The organism is Streptomyces sp. NPDC048331 (assembly GCF_043201215.1).
GTDB lineage: Bacteria > Actinomycetota > Actinomycetes > Streptomycetales > Streptomycetaceae > Streptomyces.
Map to the genome: position 1 here is coordinate 1 of NZ_JBICYT010000058.1, position 17191 is coordinate 17191.

The 17191-nt window shown below is 71.5% G+C and carries 15 protein-coding genes and 1 riboswitch; of the genes, 5 read left to right on the forward strand and 10 right to left on the reverse strand.

Annotated elements, in window-relative coordinates:
* Nucleotides 1-435 precede the first annotated feature (435 nt).
* The 5 genes from ACGFYY_RS39195 to thrC all read right to left on the reverse strand — a co-directional run bounded on the left by ACGFYY_RS39195 (nt 436) and on the right by thrC (nt 5305).
* Nucleotides 436-1035: a phosphoribosylanthranilate isomerase gene (locus ACGFYY_RS39195; protein WP_393717024.1), complete on the reverse strand. Its 600-nt coding sequence runs from the start codon at nt 1033-1035 to the stop codon at nt 436-438.
* A 126-nt stretch (nt 1036-1161) separates the two neighbouring features.
* A complete protein-coding gene (gene groL / locus ACGFYY_RS39200; protein WP_150257994.1) occupies nt 1162-2784 on the reverse strand; it encodes a chaperonin GroEL in 1623 nt (540 codons plus the stop codon).
* A 325-nt stretch (nt 2785-3109) separates the two neighbouring features.
* On the reverse strand, nt 3110-3316 hold the full coding sequence (locus ACGFYY_RS39205; RefSeq protein WP_030009783.1) for a cold-shock protein: 207 nt from the start codon (nt 3314-3316) through the stop codon (nt 3110-3112).
* Nucleotides 3317-3698: 382 nt separating this feature from the next.
* The gene (locus ACGFYY_RS39210; RefSeq protein WP_033223628.1) at nt 3699-3977 is read right to left on the reverse strand and encodes a MoaD/ThiS family protein; all 279 of its coding nucleotides are present in this window, start codon (nt 3975-3977) and stop codon (nt 3699-3701) included.
* 38 nt (nt 3978-4015) lie between these two features.
* On the reverse strand, nt 4016-5305 hold the full coding sequence (gene thrC, locus ACGFYY_RS39215; RefSeq protein WP_393717027.1) for a threonine synthase: 1290 nt from the start codon (nt 5303-5305) through the stop codon (nt 4016-4018).
* 17 nt (nt 5306-5322) lie between these two features.
* Nucleotides 5323-5480: riboswitch (SAM riboswitch) on the reverse strand.
* 185 nt (nt 5481-5665) lie between these two features.
* Between thrC and ACGFYY_RS39220 the strand changes: the two genes are divergently transcribed.
* Together ACGFYY_RS39220 and ACGFYY_RS39225 are read left to right on the forward strand one after the other, a co-directional pair.
* Nucleotides 5666-6616 (forward strand): glucosyl-3-phosphoglycerate synthase, encoded by a 951-nt coding sequence (locus ACGFYY_RS39220; protein WP_393717067.1) that lies wholly within the window; start codon nt 5666-5668, stop codon nt 6614-6616.
* Between the two features lie 46 nt (nt 6617-6662).
* The gene (locus ACGFYY_RS39225; RefSeq protein ID WP_393717029.1) at nt 6663-8093 is read left to right on the forward strand and encodes a trehalose-6-phosphate synthase; all 1431 of its coding nucleotides are present in this window, start codon (nt 6663-6665) and stop codon (nt 8091-8093) included.
* Nucleotides 8094-8252: 159 nt separating this feature from the next.
* Here ACGFYY_RS39225 and otsB read toward each other — a convergent pair whose 3' ends face one another.
* Genes otsB through ACGFYY_RS39240 form a run of 3 tightly spaced genes read right to left on the reverse strand, consistent with a single transcriptional unit; the run spans nt 8253 to nt 10723 of the window.
* Nucleotides 8253-9101 (reverse strand): trehalose-phosphatase, encoded by an 849-nt coding sequence (otsB, locus tag ACGFYY_RS39230; RefSeq protein WP_393717031.1) that lies wholly within the window; start codon nt 9099-9101, stop codon nt 8253-8255.
* A 39-nt stretch (nt 9102-9140) separates the two neighbouring features.
* The gene (locus ACGFYY_RS39235) at nt 9141-9377 is read right to left on the reverse strand and encodes a DUF3263 domain-containing protein (RefSeq protein ID WP_365280108.1); all 237 of its coding nucleotides are present in this window, start codon (nt 9375-9377) and stop codon (nt 9141-9143) included.
* Between the two features lie 47 nt (nt 9378-9424).
* On the reverse strand, nt 9425-10723 hold the full coding sequence (locus ACGFYY_RS39240; RefSeq protein WP_365280105.1) for an extracellular solute-binding protein: 1299 nt from the start codon (nt 10721-10723) through the stop codon (nt 9425-9427).
* Nucleotides 10724-10898: 175 nt separating this feature from the next.
* Here ACGFYY_RS39240 and ACGFYY_RS39245 point away from each other — a divergent pair, with 175 nt between their 5' ends.
* From ACGFYY_RS39245 to ACGFYY_RS39255, 3 genes are all read left to right on the forward strand, one after another.
* Nucleotides 10899-11831, forward strand: a complete 933-nt coding sequence (locus ACGFYY_RS39245) for an ROK family protein (RefSeq protein ID WP_393717069.1) — start codon at nt 10899-10901, stop codon at nt 11829-11831.
* Complete coding sequence (nagA, locus tag ACGFYY_RS39250; RefSeq protein WP_393717034.1) at nt 11831-12982, forward strand: N-acetylglucosamine-6-phosphate deacetylase; 1152 nt, start codon at nt 11831-11833, stop codon at nt 12980-12982. Before ACGFYY_RS39245 ends, nagA begins: the two co-directional genes overlap by 1 nt.
* Before the next feature lie 112 nt (nt 12983-13094).
* Nucleotides 13095-14015 carry a 1-phosphofructokinase family hexose kinase gene (locus ACGFYY_RS39255; RefSeq protein WP_365278320.1) on the forward strand — a complete coding sequence of 307 codons (921 nt, stop codon included), beginning with the start codon at nt 13095-13097 and terminating at the stop codon, nt 14013-14015.
* 130 nt (nt 14016-14145) lie between these two features.
* Here the strand turns inward: ACGFYY_RS39255 and ACGFYY_RS39260 are convergent, their stop codons facing one another.
* Both ACGFYY_RS39260 and cdgB read right to left on the reverse strand, forming a co-directional pair.
* Nucleotides 14146-15189, reverse strand: a complete 1044-nt coding sequence (locus ACGFYY_RS39260) for a CBM35 domain-containing protein (RefSeq protein ID WP_393717036.1) — start codon at nt 15187-15189, stop codon at nt 14146-14148.
* Nucleotides 15190-15257: 68 nt separating this feature from the next.
* Nucleotides 15258-17024: a diguanylate cyclase CdgB gene (gene cdgB, locus ACGFYY_RS39265; protein ID WP_393717038.1), complete on the reverse strand. Its 1767-nt coding sequence runs from the start codon at nt 17022-17024 to the stop codon at nt 15258-15260.
* Between the last annotated feature and the right edge of the window lie 167 nt (nt 17025-17191).

Genomic DNA, 17191 nt, shown 5'->3' on the forward strand with positions numbered 1-17191 from the left:
GGGCGCCGCCCCCCCCCCCCCCCCCCCCCCCCCCCCCCCCCCCCCCCCCCCCCCGCCCACCCCCCCCCCCCCCCCCCCCGCCCCCCCCACCCCCCCCCCCCCCCCCCCCCCCCGACCCCTATCAGCCACCGACCCGCCAAACCCGCACACCAAGACACAGGCCCGCCAAACCCAGCCCCGCCCCGCCGCACGCCAAGGCACGGGCCCGCAAATCCCAGCCCCGCCGGCGATTGAGGCGCGGGGTCCGGGGCAGCGCCCCGGCAACGGCGCCGCACCGCCAAGCGCACCGCACCGCACCGCACACCGCCAGGCGGAGCCGAGCCCCACACCGCCGAGCACCCCGCAGGGGCCAGGCGGAGCCGAGCCGCACACCGCCGAGCACCCCGCAGGGGCCAGGCGGAGCCGAGCCGCACACCGCCGAGCACCCCGCAGGGGTCAGCCGCGGGCCGCCTCGATGAAGGCTCGGATCCGCTCCGGCGACTTCACGCCGCGCTCCCGCTCCACCCCGCTGGACACGTCCACGCCCCACGCCCCGGTCGCCGTGAGCGCCGCCCGCACATTGCCCGGGTTCAGCCCGCCGGCCAGCAGCCACCGTCCCTCGGGCGCGGTGAAGTCCGCCGCGCCCCAGTTCCACGGCTTGCCGGAGCCCGGGTCCGGCGCGTCCAGCAGCAGCAGGTCCTCGCCGTACTCACCGCAGCGCTTCACGTGCTCGGCGGTGGCCCGCAGCAGGGTCCGGCCCTCGGCGCGCAGCGCCGCGAAGTCCTCCGGGCCCTCCTCGCCGTGCAGCTGCACCCCGCGCACCCCGCTCTCCTCGGCGAACCGGCGCACCTCCGCCACCGACTGCCCCCGGAACACCCCGACGGTCAGCACCCGGTCCGGCACCTGTGCGGCGAGTTCCCGCGCGGCGACGGCGTCCACGGTCCGCGGACTCCCGGGCGCGAAGACGAATCCGACGGCATCGGCCCCGGCGGCCACGGCCACGTCGACATCGTGCGCGGTCCGCAGCCCGCAGATCTTGACGAAGAGATCAGCCATGCACCCAGCCTATGTGGACTACCCACCCTCGGCCCGCCCCGGAAACGCCCGAGGGCGGCACCCCTCGCGGGGTGCCGCCCTCGTTCGAGAACAGCCGATCTACCGGTGGCCGGAGCCAGGGGTGGATCAGAAGTCCATGTCACCACCCGGCATGCCGCCGCCCGCGGGGGCACCGGCCTTCTCGGGCTTGTCGGCGATGACGGCCTCGGTCGTCAGGAACAGCGCGGCGATCGACGCGGCGTTCTGCAGCGCGGAGCGCGTGACCTTCGCCGGGTCGATGATGCCCTCGGCGATCATGTCGACGTACTCGCCGGACGCGGCGTTCAGGCCGTGACCGATCGGGAGGTTGCGCACCTTCTCGACGACGACGCCACCCTCGAGACCACCGTTGACGGCGATCTGCTTGAGCGGGGCCTCCAGCGCGAGCTTCACGGCGTTGGCGCCGGTCGCCTCGTCACCCTCGAGCTCCAGCTTCTCGAAGACCGCGGAGGCCTGCAGCAGCGCCACGCCACCACCGGCGACGATGCCCTCCTCGACGGCCGCCTTCGCGTTGCGAACGGCGTCCTCGATGCGGTGCTTGCGCTCCTTGAGCTCGACCTCGGTCGCGGCACCGGCCTTGATGACGGCCACGCCGCCGGCCAGCTTCGCGAGGCGCTCCTGGAGCTTCTCGCGGTCGTAGTCCGAGTCGGAGTTCTCGATCTCGGCGCGGATCTGGTTCACGCGACCGGCGACCTGGTCGCTGTCACCGGCACCGTCGACGATGGTGGTCTCGTCCTTGGTGATGACGACCTTGCGGGCGCGGCCGAGCAGGTCGAGACCGGCGTTCTCCAGCTTGAGGCCGACCTCCTCGGAGATGACCGTGCCGCCCGTGAGGATGGCGATGTCACCGAGCATGGCCTTGCGGCGGTCACCGAAGCCCGGGGCCTTGACGGCGACGGACTTGAAGGTGCCACGGATCTTGTTGACGACGAGGGTGGAGAGCGCCTCGCCCTCGACGTCCTCGGCGATGATCAGCAGCGGCTTGCCGGACTGCATGACCTTCTCCAGGAGCGGCAGCAGGTCCTTGACCGAGCCGATCTTGGAGTTGACGATCAGGATGTACGGGTCGTCGAGGGACGACTCCATGCGCTCCATGTCGGTGGCGAAGTACGCCGAGATGTAGCCCTTGTCGAAGCGCATACCCTCGGTGAGCTCCAGCTCCAGACCGAAGGTCTGGGACTCCTCGACGGTGATGACGCCTTCCTTGCCGACCTTGTCCATGGCCTCGGCGATGAGCTCGCCGATCTGGGTGTCGGCGGCGGAGATGGAGGCCGTCGAAGCGATCTGCTCCTTGGTCTCGACATCCTTGGCCTGCGCCAGCAGGGCGGCGGAAACGGCCTCGACGGCCTTCTCGATACCGCGCTTGAGGGCCATCGGGTTCGCACCCGCGGCCACGTTGCGCAGACCCTCGCGGACGAGCGCCTGGGCGAGAACGGTGGCGGTGGTCGTACCGTCGCCGGCGACGTCGTCCGTCTTCTTGGCGACTTCCTTGACCAGCTCGGCGCCGATCTTCTCGTACGGGTCCTCGAGCTCGATCTCCTTGGCGATGGAGACACCATCGTTGGTGATCGTGGGGGCGCCCCACTTCTTCTCAAGGACGACGTTGCGACCCTTGGGGCCAAGGGTGACCTTGACGGCGTCGGCGAGCTGGTTCATCCCACGCTCGAGGCCGCGGCGGGCCTCCTCGTCGAACGCAATGATCTTGGCCATCTGAAGTGGTCCTCCCGGACAGCGGTGGATTGCTCCGGACCGCGCCCGCGCCCGCGACGGACGGCCTGCGTGCCCGGCGGTTCCTTCCCACCGGACCCTGCGGGCCTCACCGACCCGGTCCTCGTTTCAGTAGCACTCTCACCAGGAGAGTGCTAACGCCAATGATTAGCACTCGACCCCCCCGAGTGCAAGCGGCTTGGGGCAAGACCCCGCCACTGCCGGGCCTACGCACGAGGGGCCCCCATCCCGTGTCCAGGATGTGGGCCCCTCGTGGTGTTCCAGGTCTTCGATGAAGACTGTGCGTCGGTGGTCGATCGCTCCAGGACTAGCCGAGTGCGAGCTTGACCATGTCCGCCTGCGGACCCTTCTGGCCCTGCGAGATCTCGAACTCGACCCGCTGACCCTCTTCAAGGGTGCGGTACCCGTCCATCTGGATGGCGCTGTAGTGGACGAACACATCCGCACCACCGTCGACCGCGATGAAGCCGTAGCCCTTCTCCGCGTTGAACCACTTGACGGTGCCCTGAGCCATGCCTAACTCCCCTATTACTGGCCCTTGCGCAGGAACGCACTTCACGATCCCGGGTCAGAACTTGCGTCGGAACGCGTCGACCGAGGCTGAATGTATCTGCGCGGATGCTGTCTGCAACAGGTCAATCCGATGAGAATTCTGGACACCGGGAAACATTGAAATAGAGTGAAAATTTGCCATACTCCCGGGCAACTCGGGCCTGACATATCTCGCCAAAGCCCCATACCGCACTCGCATGTTGGCCCGATGTCGACCCTTGCGCGGCCCGTTCATATGCAGGGGGCAAGAACAGCGGAGGGGACTTCCCCAACCTTACCGCGCCCAATCAAGCAGAATTGCCCCCTCCGCTTTTAGCGGAGGGGGCAATTACGGTTTGCGCGTGTCAGCAACCGCCGGCGACGGCGGGGATGATCGAGACGCCGGCGCCGTCCGGCGTCGCCGCCTGCAGCCCGCCCTCGAAGCGCACGTCGTCGTCGTTGACGTAGACGTTCACGAAGCGGCGCAGCTTGCCCTGGTCGTCCAGGACGCGCGCGGCGATGCCCGGGTGGTTCTTCTCCAGGGACTCGATGACCTCGGCGAGGGTCGCGCCCTCGGCCGGGACCTCGGCGACGCCGCCGGTGTAGGTGCGCAGGATGGTGGGGATGCGGACGTTGACGCTCATGGCGCTACTGCCTTTCCGGTAGAGCGGAGGGGAAGTGGTCAGGCCAGGCCGGCGGCGCGGAACGCGTCCAGGCTCGGGCGGATGGTGGCGGTCTGTCCGCTGTCCGCGGCCACCGCCTCCAGGGTCTTGAGGCCGTCACCGGTGTTGAGGACGACGGTGGTCAGCGTCGGGTCGAGCTGCCCGTTCTCGATGAGCTTCTTCGTCACGCCGACGGTCACACCGCCCGCGGTCTCGGCGAAGATGCCCTCGGTCTGCGCGAGGATCTTGATGGCCTCGACGACCTGCTCGTCGTTGACGTCCTCGACGAAACCGCCGGTGCGACGGGCGATGTCCAGGACGTACGGGCCGTCCGCCGGGTTGCCGATCGCGAGGGACTTGGCGATGGTGTTCGGCTTCTGCGGGCGGACCACGTCGTGACCGGCCTTGAAGGCGGTGGACACCGGGGAGCAGCCCTCGGCCTGGGCGCCGAAGATCTTGTACGGCTTGTCCTCGACGAGGCCGAGCTTGATGAGCTCCTGCAGACCCTTGTCGATCTTCGTGAGCTGCGAGCCGGACGCGATCGGAATGACGATCTGGTCGGGCAGCTGCCAGCCGAGCTGCTCGCAGATCTCGTACGCGAGCGTCTTGGAGCCCTCGCCGTAGTAGGGGCGCAGGTTGACGTTGACGAAGCCCCAGCCCTCGCCCAGCGGGTCGCCGATGAGCTCCGAGCAGAAGCGGTTGACGTCGTCGTAGTTGCCCTCGATGCCGACCAGGTCGCCGCCGTACACACCGGCCATGACGACCTTGCCCTGCTCCAGGTCGTGCGGGATGAACACGCAGGAACGGAAGCCGGCCCGGGCGGCCGCGGCGCCGACGGCGCCGGCCAGGTTGCCGGTGGAGGAGCAGGACAGGGTGGTGAAGCCGAAGGCGCGGGCGGCCTCGACGGCGATGGCCACGACGCGGTCCTTGAAGGAGTGCGTCGGGTTGCCGGAGTCGTCCTTGATGTAGAGCTTGCCGGTGATGCCCAGTTCCTTGGCCAGGTTGGCCGCGTCCACCAGCTTGGTGAAGCCGGGGTTCAGGCTGGGCTTGGACGCCACGTCCGCGGGGACCGGCAGCAGCGGTGCGTAGCGCCAGATGTTGTTCGGGCCGGCCTCGATCGCGGCGCGCAGGGCCTCGGGGTCGCCGGTCGGGAGGTCGTAGGCGACTTCCAGCGGTCCGAAGCACTCGGCGCACGCGAAGATGGGGCCGAGTTCGAAGCGGGTACCGCACTCGCGACAGGAGAGGCCGGTGGCGGGTCCGAGGTCGACGGAACCGAGGTGGGCAGAGGTGGCGACAGTCTGTGCAGCCATGATGGCGAGGCCCTTTCTCCTCATCTTCCCCATGGCGCACTTCGCCATGAGACGGAATTGGCACCTTCCCTAGCCGGGGACCTCGCTGACGTCGCTGAATGCGCGATCGCGAGAACCGACTGGAGGGTTGCCGGGGCTTCAACGGGCCGTGTCCCTCTGCCCCTCTGGATGAGCGGTATGGCACCGGCACACGCGCTCTCTGGCGCGCCGGTGCGTTTGTACGCGGGGACCCCCGGCATGCGGTGGTCCTTCGCGTTGTTCAAGACTGTAACCGAAGGCTCGGGCTGTTGAGACAGCCGTCCGAACCGCGAGATGGATCACATAACGGCGGATATCGCCGACACGCAGGGAGTGCTGAGGGTGCTGGAAGAGGTGGAGCGCTGGCTGGCCGACCGCTCCTGGTCCGCCGCCGACCGACCGCTCGACCAGCTGCTCGACCGGAAACGGGCGGCCGGGACCACGGTCAGCGTCGTGCTGCCCGCGCTGGACGAGGAGGCGACGGTCGGCGCGATCGTCGAGGTCATCCGGCGTGAGCTGATCGAGGGACCGCCGGTGCCGCTGGTCGACGAGCTGGTCGTCGTCGACTCGGGCTCCAGGGACCGCACCGCGGAGGTCGCGGCGAAGGCCGGCGCCCGGGTGGTGCACCGCGACGAGATCCTGCCGCGCCTGCCGGCACTGCCCGGCAAGGGCGAGGTGCTGTGGCGCTCGCTGTTGGCCACCGACGGGGACATCGTCTGCTTCGTCGACGCCGACCTGCGGGACTTCTCCGCCTCCTTCGTCTCCGGGATCGTCGGACCGCTGCTGACCGACCCCGACGTGCACTTCGTCAAGGCGATGTACGACCGGCCGCTGGGCGACAGCCCCGGCCAGGGCGGCCGGGTCACCGAGCTGGTCGCCCGCCCCCTCCTCAACCTCCACTGGCCCCAGCTGGCGGGCTTCGTCCAGCCGCTCGGCGGCGAGTACGCCGTACGCCGCTCCCTGCTGGAACGGCTGCCGTTCCCCGTCGGGTACGGCGTCGAGCTGGGCCTGCTCGTCGACGCCCTGCACACGGTCGGGCTGGACGCGCTCGCCCAGGTGGACGTGGGCGTACGGCTCCACCGTCACCAGGACGGGCAGGCGCTGGGCCGGATGGCCGCGGCGATCTACCGCACCGCCCAGGTACGGCTCTCGCGCGGGCACCTCGTTCGGCCGGAGCTCACGCAGTTCGAGCGCGGCCCGCAGGGCTTCGTACCGCGGACGTACCCGGTGGACACCGAGGAACGGCCGCCGATGGCGGGCGTCGCGGAGTACGCGCTGCGGCGCGTGGCGTGAGGGAACGTACGGTTTGAGCGGGCTCGTACCGGGCTAGGTTGCCCGCATGGCTTCCCAGGTACTCGTAGCGGCGAACCGCGGCCCCCTCTCCTACGCCCTCGCCCAGGACGGGTCGCTCAGCGCCCGGCGCGGCGGGGGCGGTCTCGTCTCCGGACTGTCCGCGGCCCTCGCCGAGCAGCCGGGGGCCGTGTGGATCTGCGCGGCGCTGTCGGACGCGGACCGGGAGGCGGTCCGCCGGGGCGTCGCCGAGCCGGGGGTCCGGATGTTGGACATCGATCCCACGATGTACGACGACGCGTACAACGGCATCGCCAACTCCGTGCTGTGGTTCACGCACCACCACCTGTACGACGTCCCGCGCGAGCCGGTCTTCGACGCCGAGTTCCGCCGGCGGTGGGAGTCCTACGAGCGCTACAACCAGGCCTTCGCCGACGCCCTGGCCGAGGAGGCCGCGGAGGGCGCGCGGGTGCTGGTGCAGGACTACCACCTGGCCTTGGTGCCCGGACTGCTGCGGGTGCTCCGTCCCGACCTGCGGATCGCGCACTTCACGCACACCCCGTGGGCCGCGCCGGGCTATCTCGCGATGCTGCCCGACGTGGTCCGCGAGACCTTGCTGTGGGGCATGCTCGGCGCCGACGTACTCGGCTTCCACACCGAGGCGTGGGCGGCCGAGTTCCTGGGGTCGGCGCGGCTCGACGACGCGTGGGGGCGGTCCGAGGTGCGCGAGGGCGCGGTCGTCGAGCACCAGCGCTACTCGGTGTGGCCGACGCGCACCACACAGGTGCGGGCGTACCCGCTGGGCGTGGACGGGGACGAACTGCGGGCGCTGGCGCACCGGCCGGCGGTGGACGCCAAGCTGGCGGAGCTTCGGGCGGAGGTGGACGGCCTGCGGACGATCGTCCGCGTGGACCGCACCGAGCTGTCGAAGAACATCCTGCGCGGTCTGCTGGCCTACCGGGAGCTGCTGACGGAGCGCCCGCAGTGGCGGGGGCGGGTGGTGCACCTGGCGTCGGCGTACCCCTCGCGGCAGGACCTGAAGGTGTACCGGGACTACACGGCGGCGGTGTCGGAGCTGGCGGCGGAGATCAACGCGGAGTTCGGGACGGAGGAGTGGCAGCCGGTGCTGGTGTCGGTGAAGGACGACTTCGAGCGCTCCCTGGCGGCGTACCGGCTGGCGGACGTGGCGCTGGTGAATCCGGTGCGGGACGGGATGAACCTGGTGGCCAAGGAGATCCCGGTGGTGTCGGAGGCGGGCTGCGTGCTGGTGCTGTCCACCGGGGCGGGGGCGTACGAGGAGCTCCGCCAGGACGCGCTGACGGTGAACCCGTACGACGTGACGGCGACGGCGGAGGCGCTGCACGCCGCGCTGGCGATGCCGATGCCGGAGCGTGCGGAACGCACGAAGCGGCTCTCCGCTGCCGCGACGGCCCTCCCGCCGTCCGCCTGGTTCGAGGCCCAGCTGTCGGCCCTGACCTGAGCCGGGGCTCCGCCCCGGACCCCGCGCCTCAAACGCCGGCGAGGCGGAAAATCCGGGCTCTGCCCGGACCCGGTCCTCAAACGCCGGACGGCTGGAAAATCCAGCCCCGCCGGCGTTTGAGGCGCGGGGGTTCGGGGGCAGCGCCCCCGCAGCGGACGGTCAGGTCCGGATGACCTCGGCCAGGGTGGCCAGGAAGGCGGCGACCTTGCCCGGGCCCGGGAGGACCAGGTCGGCCCGCGCGGCGAGCTCGGGAACCTCCGCGGAGCCACTGCACACCAGCAGCCCCGGCAGGCCGTCCGTACGACCCTTCTCCACCGCCGCGAACGCCGCCAGGTCACCCAGGTCGTCGCCCGCGTACAGCACCGCCTCCGCGTCCCGCTCCGCCAGGAACTCGGTCAGGGCGACGCCCTTGTCCATGCCCGGCGGCCGAAGCTCCAGCACCGCCCGCCCCGGCTCGACCATCAGCCCGTGCCGGGCGGCCAACTCGGTCAGCGGCTCCCGCAGCGCCGCGAAGGCCGCCGCCGGGTCCTCCGCCCGCCGGGTGTGCACGGCCAGCGCCCGGCCCTTCTCCTCGATCCAGGTACCGCGCCAGGCCCCGATCGAGTCCAGGAACCCCGGCAGCTCCGCCCGGACCGCCGCCACCCCGGGGTGCTCGGCGGGCGCGTGGACGATGCCGGTGACCGCGTCCCACCGTTCGGCTCCGTAGTGGCCGAGGACGACCAGGTGCTGCAGGCCGGGGACCCCGGCGAAGCCGCCGTAGCGGACGGCGACGCCCGCCGGCCGGCCGGTGATCACGGCCACCGAGTCGACCTCGGGGGCGAGTGCGGACAGGGCCGGGACGGCTCCGGGGTGGGCTCTGGCCTGGTCCGGGTCCGGGACGATGTCGGCGAGGGTGCCGTCGAAGTCCAGGGCGACCACGGACCGGCGAGGTGTGCGGAGGAGGGCTTCGAGGCCCTCGCGTCCGGCAGCGGTGACGGGCATCGGCAGGTCGTGCGGATGGCTCCCCATACGCACGACCCTAACGGGCCGGCCGGGTGACGGCTACGGCTATCGCCGGGCTCGCTGCGCCTCGCGGATCCTGCGCAGCCGGTTGACCGTGCCCGGGGCGTGGGCCAACGCCCGCGGGTCGTCCATGAGCGCGTTGAGCAGCTGGTAGTAGCGGACGGGGGACATCCCCAGCCCTTCCCGTATGGCCCGTTCCTTGGCTCCGGGTCCCGGCCAGGTGCGTCCCTCGTACGCGAGCACCGCGACCTCCGTGGCCGTCAGCCGCCCCTCGTCCGTCATACCGCCAGATTAACGCCGTGCTCCGACAGTCGGCCCGCCGCCACCGGTCAGCGCGGGTCGGACGCGCGGGCGGCGGTGGCGATCTGCTCCAGGACCTTCGCGGGCTGTCCGCCGGGCTGGACGGTCTTGCCGATGTTCTGCTTGATGTCCTCGCTGACGCCCGCCCAGGACTTCTTGCCGACCGGGTACAGCCGGGAGCTGGGCAGTGCCGTCAGGAAGGGCTTCAGCTGTGCGGACGAGCCGCCGGTGGCGGACTGCTTGGCCTGGTAGCCGCTGGTGGTGGCGGGCAGCAGGTCGTACTTCTCGGTGAAGGCCGTCACGTTCTTCGGCTGGTACAGGAAGTCCAGGAACTTGCCGGACTGCTGGCGGTGGCCGTTCTTGAAGGCCATGACCCAGTCCGCGACGCCCATCGCGGGCTGGTCGCTGCCGTCGGCGGTGGGCAGCGGCACCATGCCGAACTTGACGCCCTTGGCCGCGGCCTGCTTGAGCAGCGTCGGGTGCCCGTTGAGCATGCCGACCTCGCCCTTGGTGAAGCCGTCGAAGGCGGCCTGCCGGTCCAGCTTGCCGGGCTCCACGGGTCCGGTCAGGCCCTGGCCGACCATCTTGTCCCGCAGGAACTCCAGCGCCTTGACGTTGGGGGCGGAGTCGATCGCGTACGACTCCTCGTTGTCGGTGTAGCCGCCACCGCCCGAGAGCATCCACATCATCGTCTCGGCCTGCGCCTCCTCGCGGCCCAGCGGTACCGCGAAGGGGGTGGGCACGTTGGCGGCCTTGAGCTTCTTCGCGGCGGCTTCGAGGTCCGCCCAGGTCTTCGGCTGCCAGCCCTTGGCGTCCTTGCCGATCACGCCGGCGTCGGCGAGCAGCTTCTCGTTGTAGAAGAGCAGCCGGGTGCTGGAGACGAAGGGCATGCCGTACTGGACCTGCTTGACCTTGCCCGCGTCGGCGAGCGGGCCGAGGAAGTCGGCCTCGGTCTTCACGGAGAGCAGTTCTTCCGCCGAGTACAGCTTGCCGGCGGCCGCGTAGTCGGAGTAGGCGCCGATCTGGGCGATGTCGGGGGCCTTGCCGGCCTTGACCATCTCGGCGACCTTGGCGTCGACCTCGGACCAGGAGTAGACGCTGACCTCGACCTTGGTGCCCGGGTTGGCCTTCTCGAAGCCCGTGGCGAGGTCCTTCCAGTACGCCTCGGAGGAGTTCTGCGGATTGTCCCCGTAGTCGGCCGCCACGACCCGCAGGGTCACCTCGTTGTCTCCGGTGAGTCCGCCGATGGCTCCGCAGCCCGTCAGCGTCACAGCGGTCAGGCACAGCGCGGCGCCGGAAGCGGCCAGCCTCAGGTAACGGCCCTTCACAGTTCTCCATCCACCCTTCTTGTACGTACGATCCACGTAAGGTCTACACCACTTTGGCGGCTCGTCCACATCGGGGCCTCGCCTGGGGTCCCGGATTTGTATGGCCGCTCAACAATCTCCCTCATTGGACTAGACCTTTCCCTGCCGAGCACGCGAGACTGTCTCTGTGAAATCCGTGAAACACGTCATCGCCCTCGATGTGGGCGGCACCGGGATGAAGGCCGCCCTCGTCGCCGACGACGGCACCCTGCTCCACGAAGCGCGCCGGGCCACCGGCCGCGAGCGGGGCCCCGACGCCGTCGTCGAGACGATCCAGGACTTCGCCGCCGAGCTGCTCGACACCGGCCGGGAACGCTTCGGACGGCCCGCCTCGGCCGCCGGCGTCGCCGTCCCGGGCATCGTCGACGCCGAGAACGGCATCGCCGTCTACGCGGCGAACCTGGGCTGGCGCGACGTACCGATGCGCGCGCTGCTCAGCAGCCGACTCGGCGGCATCCCCGTCGCCCTCGGCCACGACGTGCGCACGGGCGGACTCGCCGAAGGCCGCATCGGCGCCGGCCGGGGCGCCGACCGCTTCCTGTTCGTCCCGCTCGGCACCGGCATCGCCGGAGCCATCGGCATCGCCGGCCGCATCGAGGCCGGCGCCCACGGCTACGCGGGCGAGATCGGACACATCGTGGTCCGCCCGGGCGGCCCCGCGTGCGGCTGCGGCCAGCACGGCTGCCTGGAGACCCTCGCCTCCGCCGCGGCCGTCAGCCGCGCCTGGGCGGCCGCCTCCGGCGACCCCGAGGCCGACGCCGCGGACTGCGCCAAGGCCGTCGCCTCGGCGGACCCGCGCGCCCAGGAGGTCTGGCTGGCCGCCGTCGGCGCCCTCGCCGACGGACTCGTCACCGCCATCACCCTGCTGGACCCGCGCACGCTGATCATCGGTGGCGGGCTCGCGGAGGCCGGGGAAACCTTGTTCACACCACTACGGACGGCCGTGGAGGAGCGCGTGACGTTCCAGCGGCTCCCCCACATCGTGCCGGCGGCCCTCGGGGACACCGCCGGATGCCTGGGCGCAGGGCTGCTCGCCTGGGACCTACTCGCCACGGAGGTACCTGCCTGATGTCCGGAAGCGCTCACAGCACCGTTCTTTCGGGCGCCAGGGTGGTGCTGCCCACCGGAACGGTGGCCAACGGCAGGGTCATCGTCGACGGCGACCGGATCGCCGGCAGCGCCCACGAGGGCGCACGGACCGTCGACCTGTCCGGGCACTGGATCGTCCCCGGCTTCGTCGACATGCACAACCACGGTGGCGGCGGCGCCTCGTTCACCTCCGGCACCGCCGAGGACGTCCTCCAAGGCGTGCGCACCCACCGCGAGCACGGCACCACCACCCTGGTCGCCTCCACCGTCACCGGGGACCTGGACGAACTGGCCCGCCGCGCCGCCCTGCTCGCCGAGCTGACGCAGCAGGGCGAGATCGCCGGCATCCACTTCGAGGGGCCGTTCATCAACCCCTGCCGCAAGGGCGCGCACAAGGAGGACCTGCTGCGCGACCCCGACCCGGCCGAGGTCCGCAAGCTGATCGACGCCGCGCACGGCGCCGCCCGCATGTTCACCCTCGCCACCGAACTGCCGGGCGGCCTGGACTCCGTACGGCTGCTCGCCGAGCACGGGGTCATCGCGGCGATCGGCCACACCGACGCCACGTACGAGCAGACCCGCGCCGCCATCGACGCGGGCGCGACCGTGGCCACCCACCTCTTCAACGCGATGCCGCCCCTCGCCCACCGCGAACCCGGCCCGATCGCCGCGCTGCTGGAGGACGAGCGGATCACCGTCGAGCTCATCAACGACGGCACCCACCTGCACCCGGCGGCCCTGGAACTGGCCTTCCACCACGCGGGCGCGCACCGCGTCGCGCTGATCACCGACGCGATGGACGCGGCCGGCTTCGGCGACGGGACCTACCACCTCGGCCCGTTGGAGGTCGAGGTCAAGCACGGCGTGGCACGGCTGGTGGAGGGCGGCTCCATCGCCGGCTCGACGCTGACCCTGGACACCGCCTTCAAGCGCTCGGTGACCCTCGACAAGCTGCCCGTGGAGTCCGTGGTCCAGGCGATCTCCGCCAACCCGGCCAAGCTGATCGGCCTGTACGACGAGATCGGCTCGCTGGAGCCCGGCAAGTACGCGGACCTCGTCGTGCTGGACGCCGCGTTCGACCTCAAGGGCGTCATGCGGCGCGGCGAATGGATCGTCAACCCGCCCTCCTGACCGCCGATCTGACGGCCGAGCGGCCGCACACACGGAAAACGGCCGGCCCGAGGACTGGGCCGACCGCCGTGTGTTTGGCATGATCCCGGCAGCATCAGACCCGGGAGTGCCCATGATCCTTACCGTGACGCTCAACACCGCGCTCGACGTCACGTACCAAGTGCCGCGCCTGCTCCCGCACGCCTCGCACCGGGTCTCCGCCGTCACCGAACGCCCCGGCGGCAAGGGGATCAACGTCGCCCACGTCCTGGCGGCCCTCGGCCACGAGGTGACGGCGACCGGCTTCGCGGGCGGCCCGGTCGGCTCCGTCGTACGGGGGCTGCTCGCACGGTCCCCGGGGGTGGTCGACGCCCTGGTCCCCTGCTCCGGCAACACCCGCCGCACGGTCGCGGTGGCCGACGCGGCCTCCGGCGACACCACGCAGTTCAACGAGCCGGGCCCGCTGATCACCGCCACGGAGTGGTCCCGGTTCCTCGCCCACTACGAGGACCTGGTGCGCGGCGCCCGCGCCGTCGCCCTGTGCGGCAGCCTCCCGCCGGGCGTGCCGGTGGGCGCGTACGCACTGCTCGTACGGGCGGCCCGGGCGGCCGGGGTGCCCGTCCTGCTGGACACGAGCGGAGAGGCCCTGCGCCGCGGGGTCGCCGCCCGCCCGGAGATCATCAAGCCGAACGCCGCCGAACTGGCCGAGCTCACCGGATCCCGTGACCCGCTCCCCGCCACCCGCGACGCCCGCCGCCGGGGCGCCCACGCGGTGGTCACCTCGCTCGGCCCGGACGGCCTGCTGGCCGCCACCGCGAACGGCTCCTGGCAGGCGACCCCGCCGCGCCGACTGTCCGGCAACCCCACCGGAGCCGGTGACTCCGCGGTCGCCGGCCTGCTGTCCGCGCTCGCGGAGGACCTGGACTGGCCGGAGCGCCTCAGCCGCGCCGTCGCCCTCTCGGCGGCCACGGTCCTCGCCCCGACGGCGGGCGCGTTCGACCCGGGCGTCTACGAGGAACTACGGGCCGCCGTACGCGTCACCGAAAGCGCCTGACGACCCCGCGCCCACCACCGACGGCGCGCCGAGCGCCGACCGGCCCCACGCACCACGGAATCAGGCTCTGCCGCACCTGCGCGACAGAGCCTGATGCGTTCCGGGGCGTCCGTCCCCGCCGTCGGCGCGGTCAGCGCCTGACGTGGCCCGAAGCCAGCTCCAACTGGTCGAAGACGACGTCGCACTGGTTGCCGGGCTCGCACGAGATCTTCATCGCGTTCGTGCCCTTCTTGAGGTTGATGAACGCGAAGGTGCGCGTCCAGCCCTTGTCCCAGGCGCCGTCCGCCGCCTTGGCGAAGTTGGCCAGGTTCAACGACTGGTTCGGGCTCTGGCCGTTGACCGTGAGGGTCGCCTTGCCGTCCTTGCCGGGAACGCCGTAGTTGACGAACAGCGTGTATTCGCCCGCCTCCGGCACGTCCACCGTCCAGGTGAGCGCCGCACCCTGCTGGTTGAAGCCGGCGACGTACTGGCCGCCCGAGCTCTTCGAGCCGGGCACCGTGCTCTCCAGCCGCGCACCACCGGTCAGCACCATGCCCGCACCGGCCGCCTCGCCCTTCGGCAGCGGAGCCTGCGAGGGCTTCGAGCTGCTCGGGGCCGGGCTGGCCGGGTTCTGGGGGGCCGCCGACTGCTGGCCGTCGTCGGCGGAGGGCTGTTCCTTGCCCTTGTCCTTGTCGCCGAACTGCAGGGCCGCGACGATACCGATCACGACCACCGCGACCACGGCGACGGCCGCGATCAGCAGACCGCGACGGCTGGACCCGCCAACGGCGCCACGACCGCCGCCGTGACCGCCGCCGTGACCGCCCGGCTGCGGGACCGTCTGCGTCTGCTGCGGCGCAGCGGCGTAGCCGCCGGCCTGGAGGGCTTCCGGGGCCTGGTACTGGGCCTGGTAGCCAGGAGCCTGCTGCGCGTGGCCCTGCTGGTGCGGAACGGGGCCGCGCTGGCCGCCGTTCCTCCGCTCACCGACCGTACGCACCTGGTGGTGCGAGGTACGCGGGACGCCCGGCTGGGGACCGTGGTGACCGCCGCCCGACGCACCGGGGTAGCCGTATCCACCGCCCGATGTGGGCGGGGCGGCTCCGGCCGCCTGGCCGTCCTCGTAGAGGTAGCCGAACGGATCGTCGTCCTCGGGCTTGTTCGCCCCACCGTGCGGGCCGTTCGCGGGCGTCGTCATCGCAGGTCACTCCTTTCGACCCACGGGAGCCTACCCCGAACAGGTGCGCCCACGGGCGGGAGACCGCCTCATCCCGCCCGACGGTGGGCCTTCGACCGGGATCGCTTCTCGATGTACATCCGCTGGTCGGCAGAGCGCAGAACCTCGTCGGCCGACATCCCGCAGCTGGCCCATCCGATACCGAAACTGGCCCCGACCCGCACCGCACGGCCGTCCACCCGGATCGGCGGGATGATCGCGTTGCGCAGCCGCACGGCGAGGTCGGCGGCGTCGGCGGCGCCCAGCCCGTCGGCCAGGACGACGAATTCGTCACCACCCAGCCGGGCGACGGTGTCACCGTCCCTGACGCCGGTCGTCAGCCGTCGGGCAACCTCGATCAGGACCGCGTCGCCCGTGTGGTGCCCGAACCGGTCGTTGATCGACTTGAAGCCGTCCAGGTCGCAGAAGAGGACCGCGAGCCCCTTCGTCCCGTCGTCGATGTCCGTGGCGGGCGCCACCGTGTGTACGTGGTGGTCGTACGGACCGTCCGACGGCGCGGGCGGCGCCCCGGGGAACTCGAAGGGATCGGCCCCCGGGTACCGGTCGGGGCCGTCTGCGTGGAACCCGTGCTCACCGACACCACCCGCCTCCGCCCCCACCGGGTGGCCGTCGTGCCCGGCGTGCGCCGCGTGGCCCCCGTGCGCCGCGTGGCCGTCGTATCCGTCACGCCCTTCGAAGGCCGCGTCCAGCGCCTCGATGGCGCTGGCCCGTACGGACTGTGGCCTACGGCACAGCCGGGCGCCGAGCCGGGCCCGCAGTTCGGCGCTGTTGGGCAGGCCGGTCAGCGAGTCGTGGCTGGCGCGGTGGGCGAGCTGGAGTTCGTGCCGCTTGCGCTCCTCGATGTCCTCGACGTGCGTGAGCAGGAACCGCGGGCCGTCGGCGGCGTCGGCGACGACGGAGTTGCGCAGCGAGACCCATACATACGTGCCGTCGCGGCGGCCCAGGCGCAGCTCGGCGCGGCCGCCCTCGGCGGAGGTGCGCAGCAGGGTGCCGATGTCCTCGGGGTGGACCAGGTCGGAGAAGGAGTAGCGGCGCAGCACGGAGGCGGGCCGGCCGAGCAGTCGGCACAGCGCGTCGTTGGTCCGCAGCAGCCGGCCGTGCTGGTCCCCGCCCATCTCGGCGATGGCCATGCCGCTGGGCGCGTACTCGAAGGCCTGGCGGAACGACTCTTCACTGGCCCGCAGCGCCTGTTGCTCGCGTTCCAGGCGGACGAGGGCCCGCTGCATGTTCGCCCGGAGCCTGGCATTGCTGATAGCAATCGCCGCCTGAAAGGCGTACATCTGGAGCGCTTCGCGGCCCCAGGCGCCGGGCCGGCGGCCGTTGCGCGGTCTGTCCACCGAAATGACACCCAGAAGTTCCCCGCCGGACGCATACATGGGTGCGTAGAGCCGGTCCTCGGGGTGCCACTCGTCCTCGAACCGCGGATCGGGCCCGTCGGTGTGCCACTGGGGGACGTCGTCCTCCATGAGGACCCAGCCCTCGGTGTGCGGGATGAACCTGAGCCCGTCCCAGTTCTCACCCATCGTCAGGCGGCGTTCCCAGGAGGCGCGGGAGCCGACCCGGCCGGTGATGAGGGCCTCCGCGGCGGGGTCGCCGGCGAAGGCGGCGACGACGAGATCACCGTCCGGGCGAACGAGGTTGACACAGGCGAGTTCGTAGCCGAGGCCCACGACGATGCCGTCCACGACGGTCTGCAGAGTGTCCGCCAGGCTCCGGGCCGTATTGAGCTCGGCCACCACCCGGTGCAGCTGCCGCAGGGTCGCAAGACGGACGTACGGCTCCGACTCGGTCTCCATTGCTCGCTCTCCCCGAGACCTCGACAGCAACTCCAGGTTTGTCATCGGCGTTTCGTTGCGGTGTCCCGTCCACTGAATCACAGTGAGCTGTGCGGCAGGTACACAGGGTCAACAAATCTTGCCCTCTGTGACTCAAGTCACATCAGGTGAATATCGGTGCGCTGTGG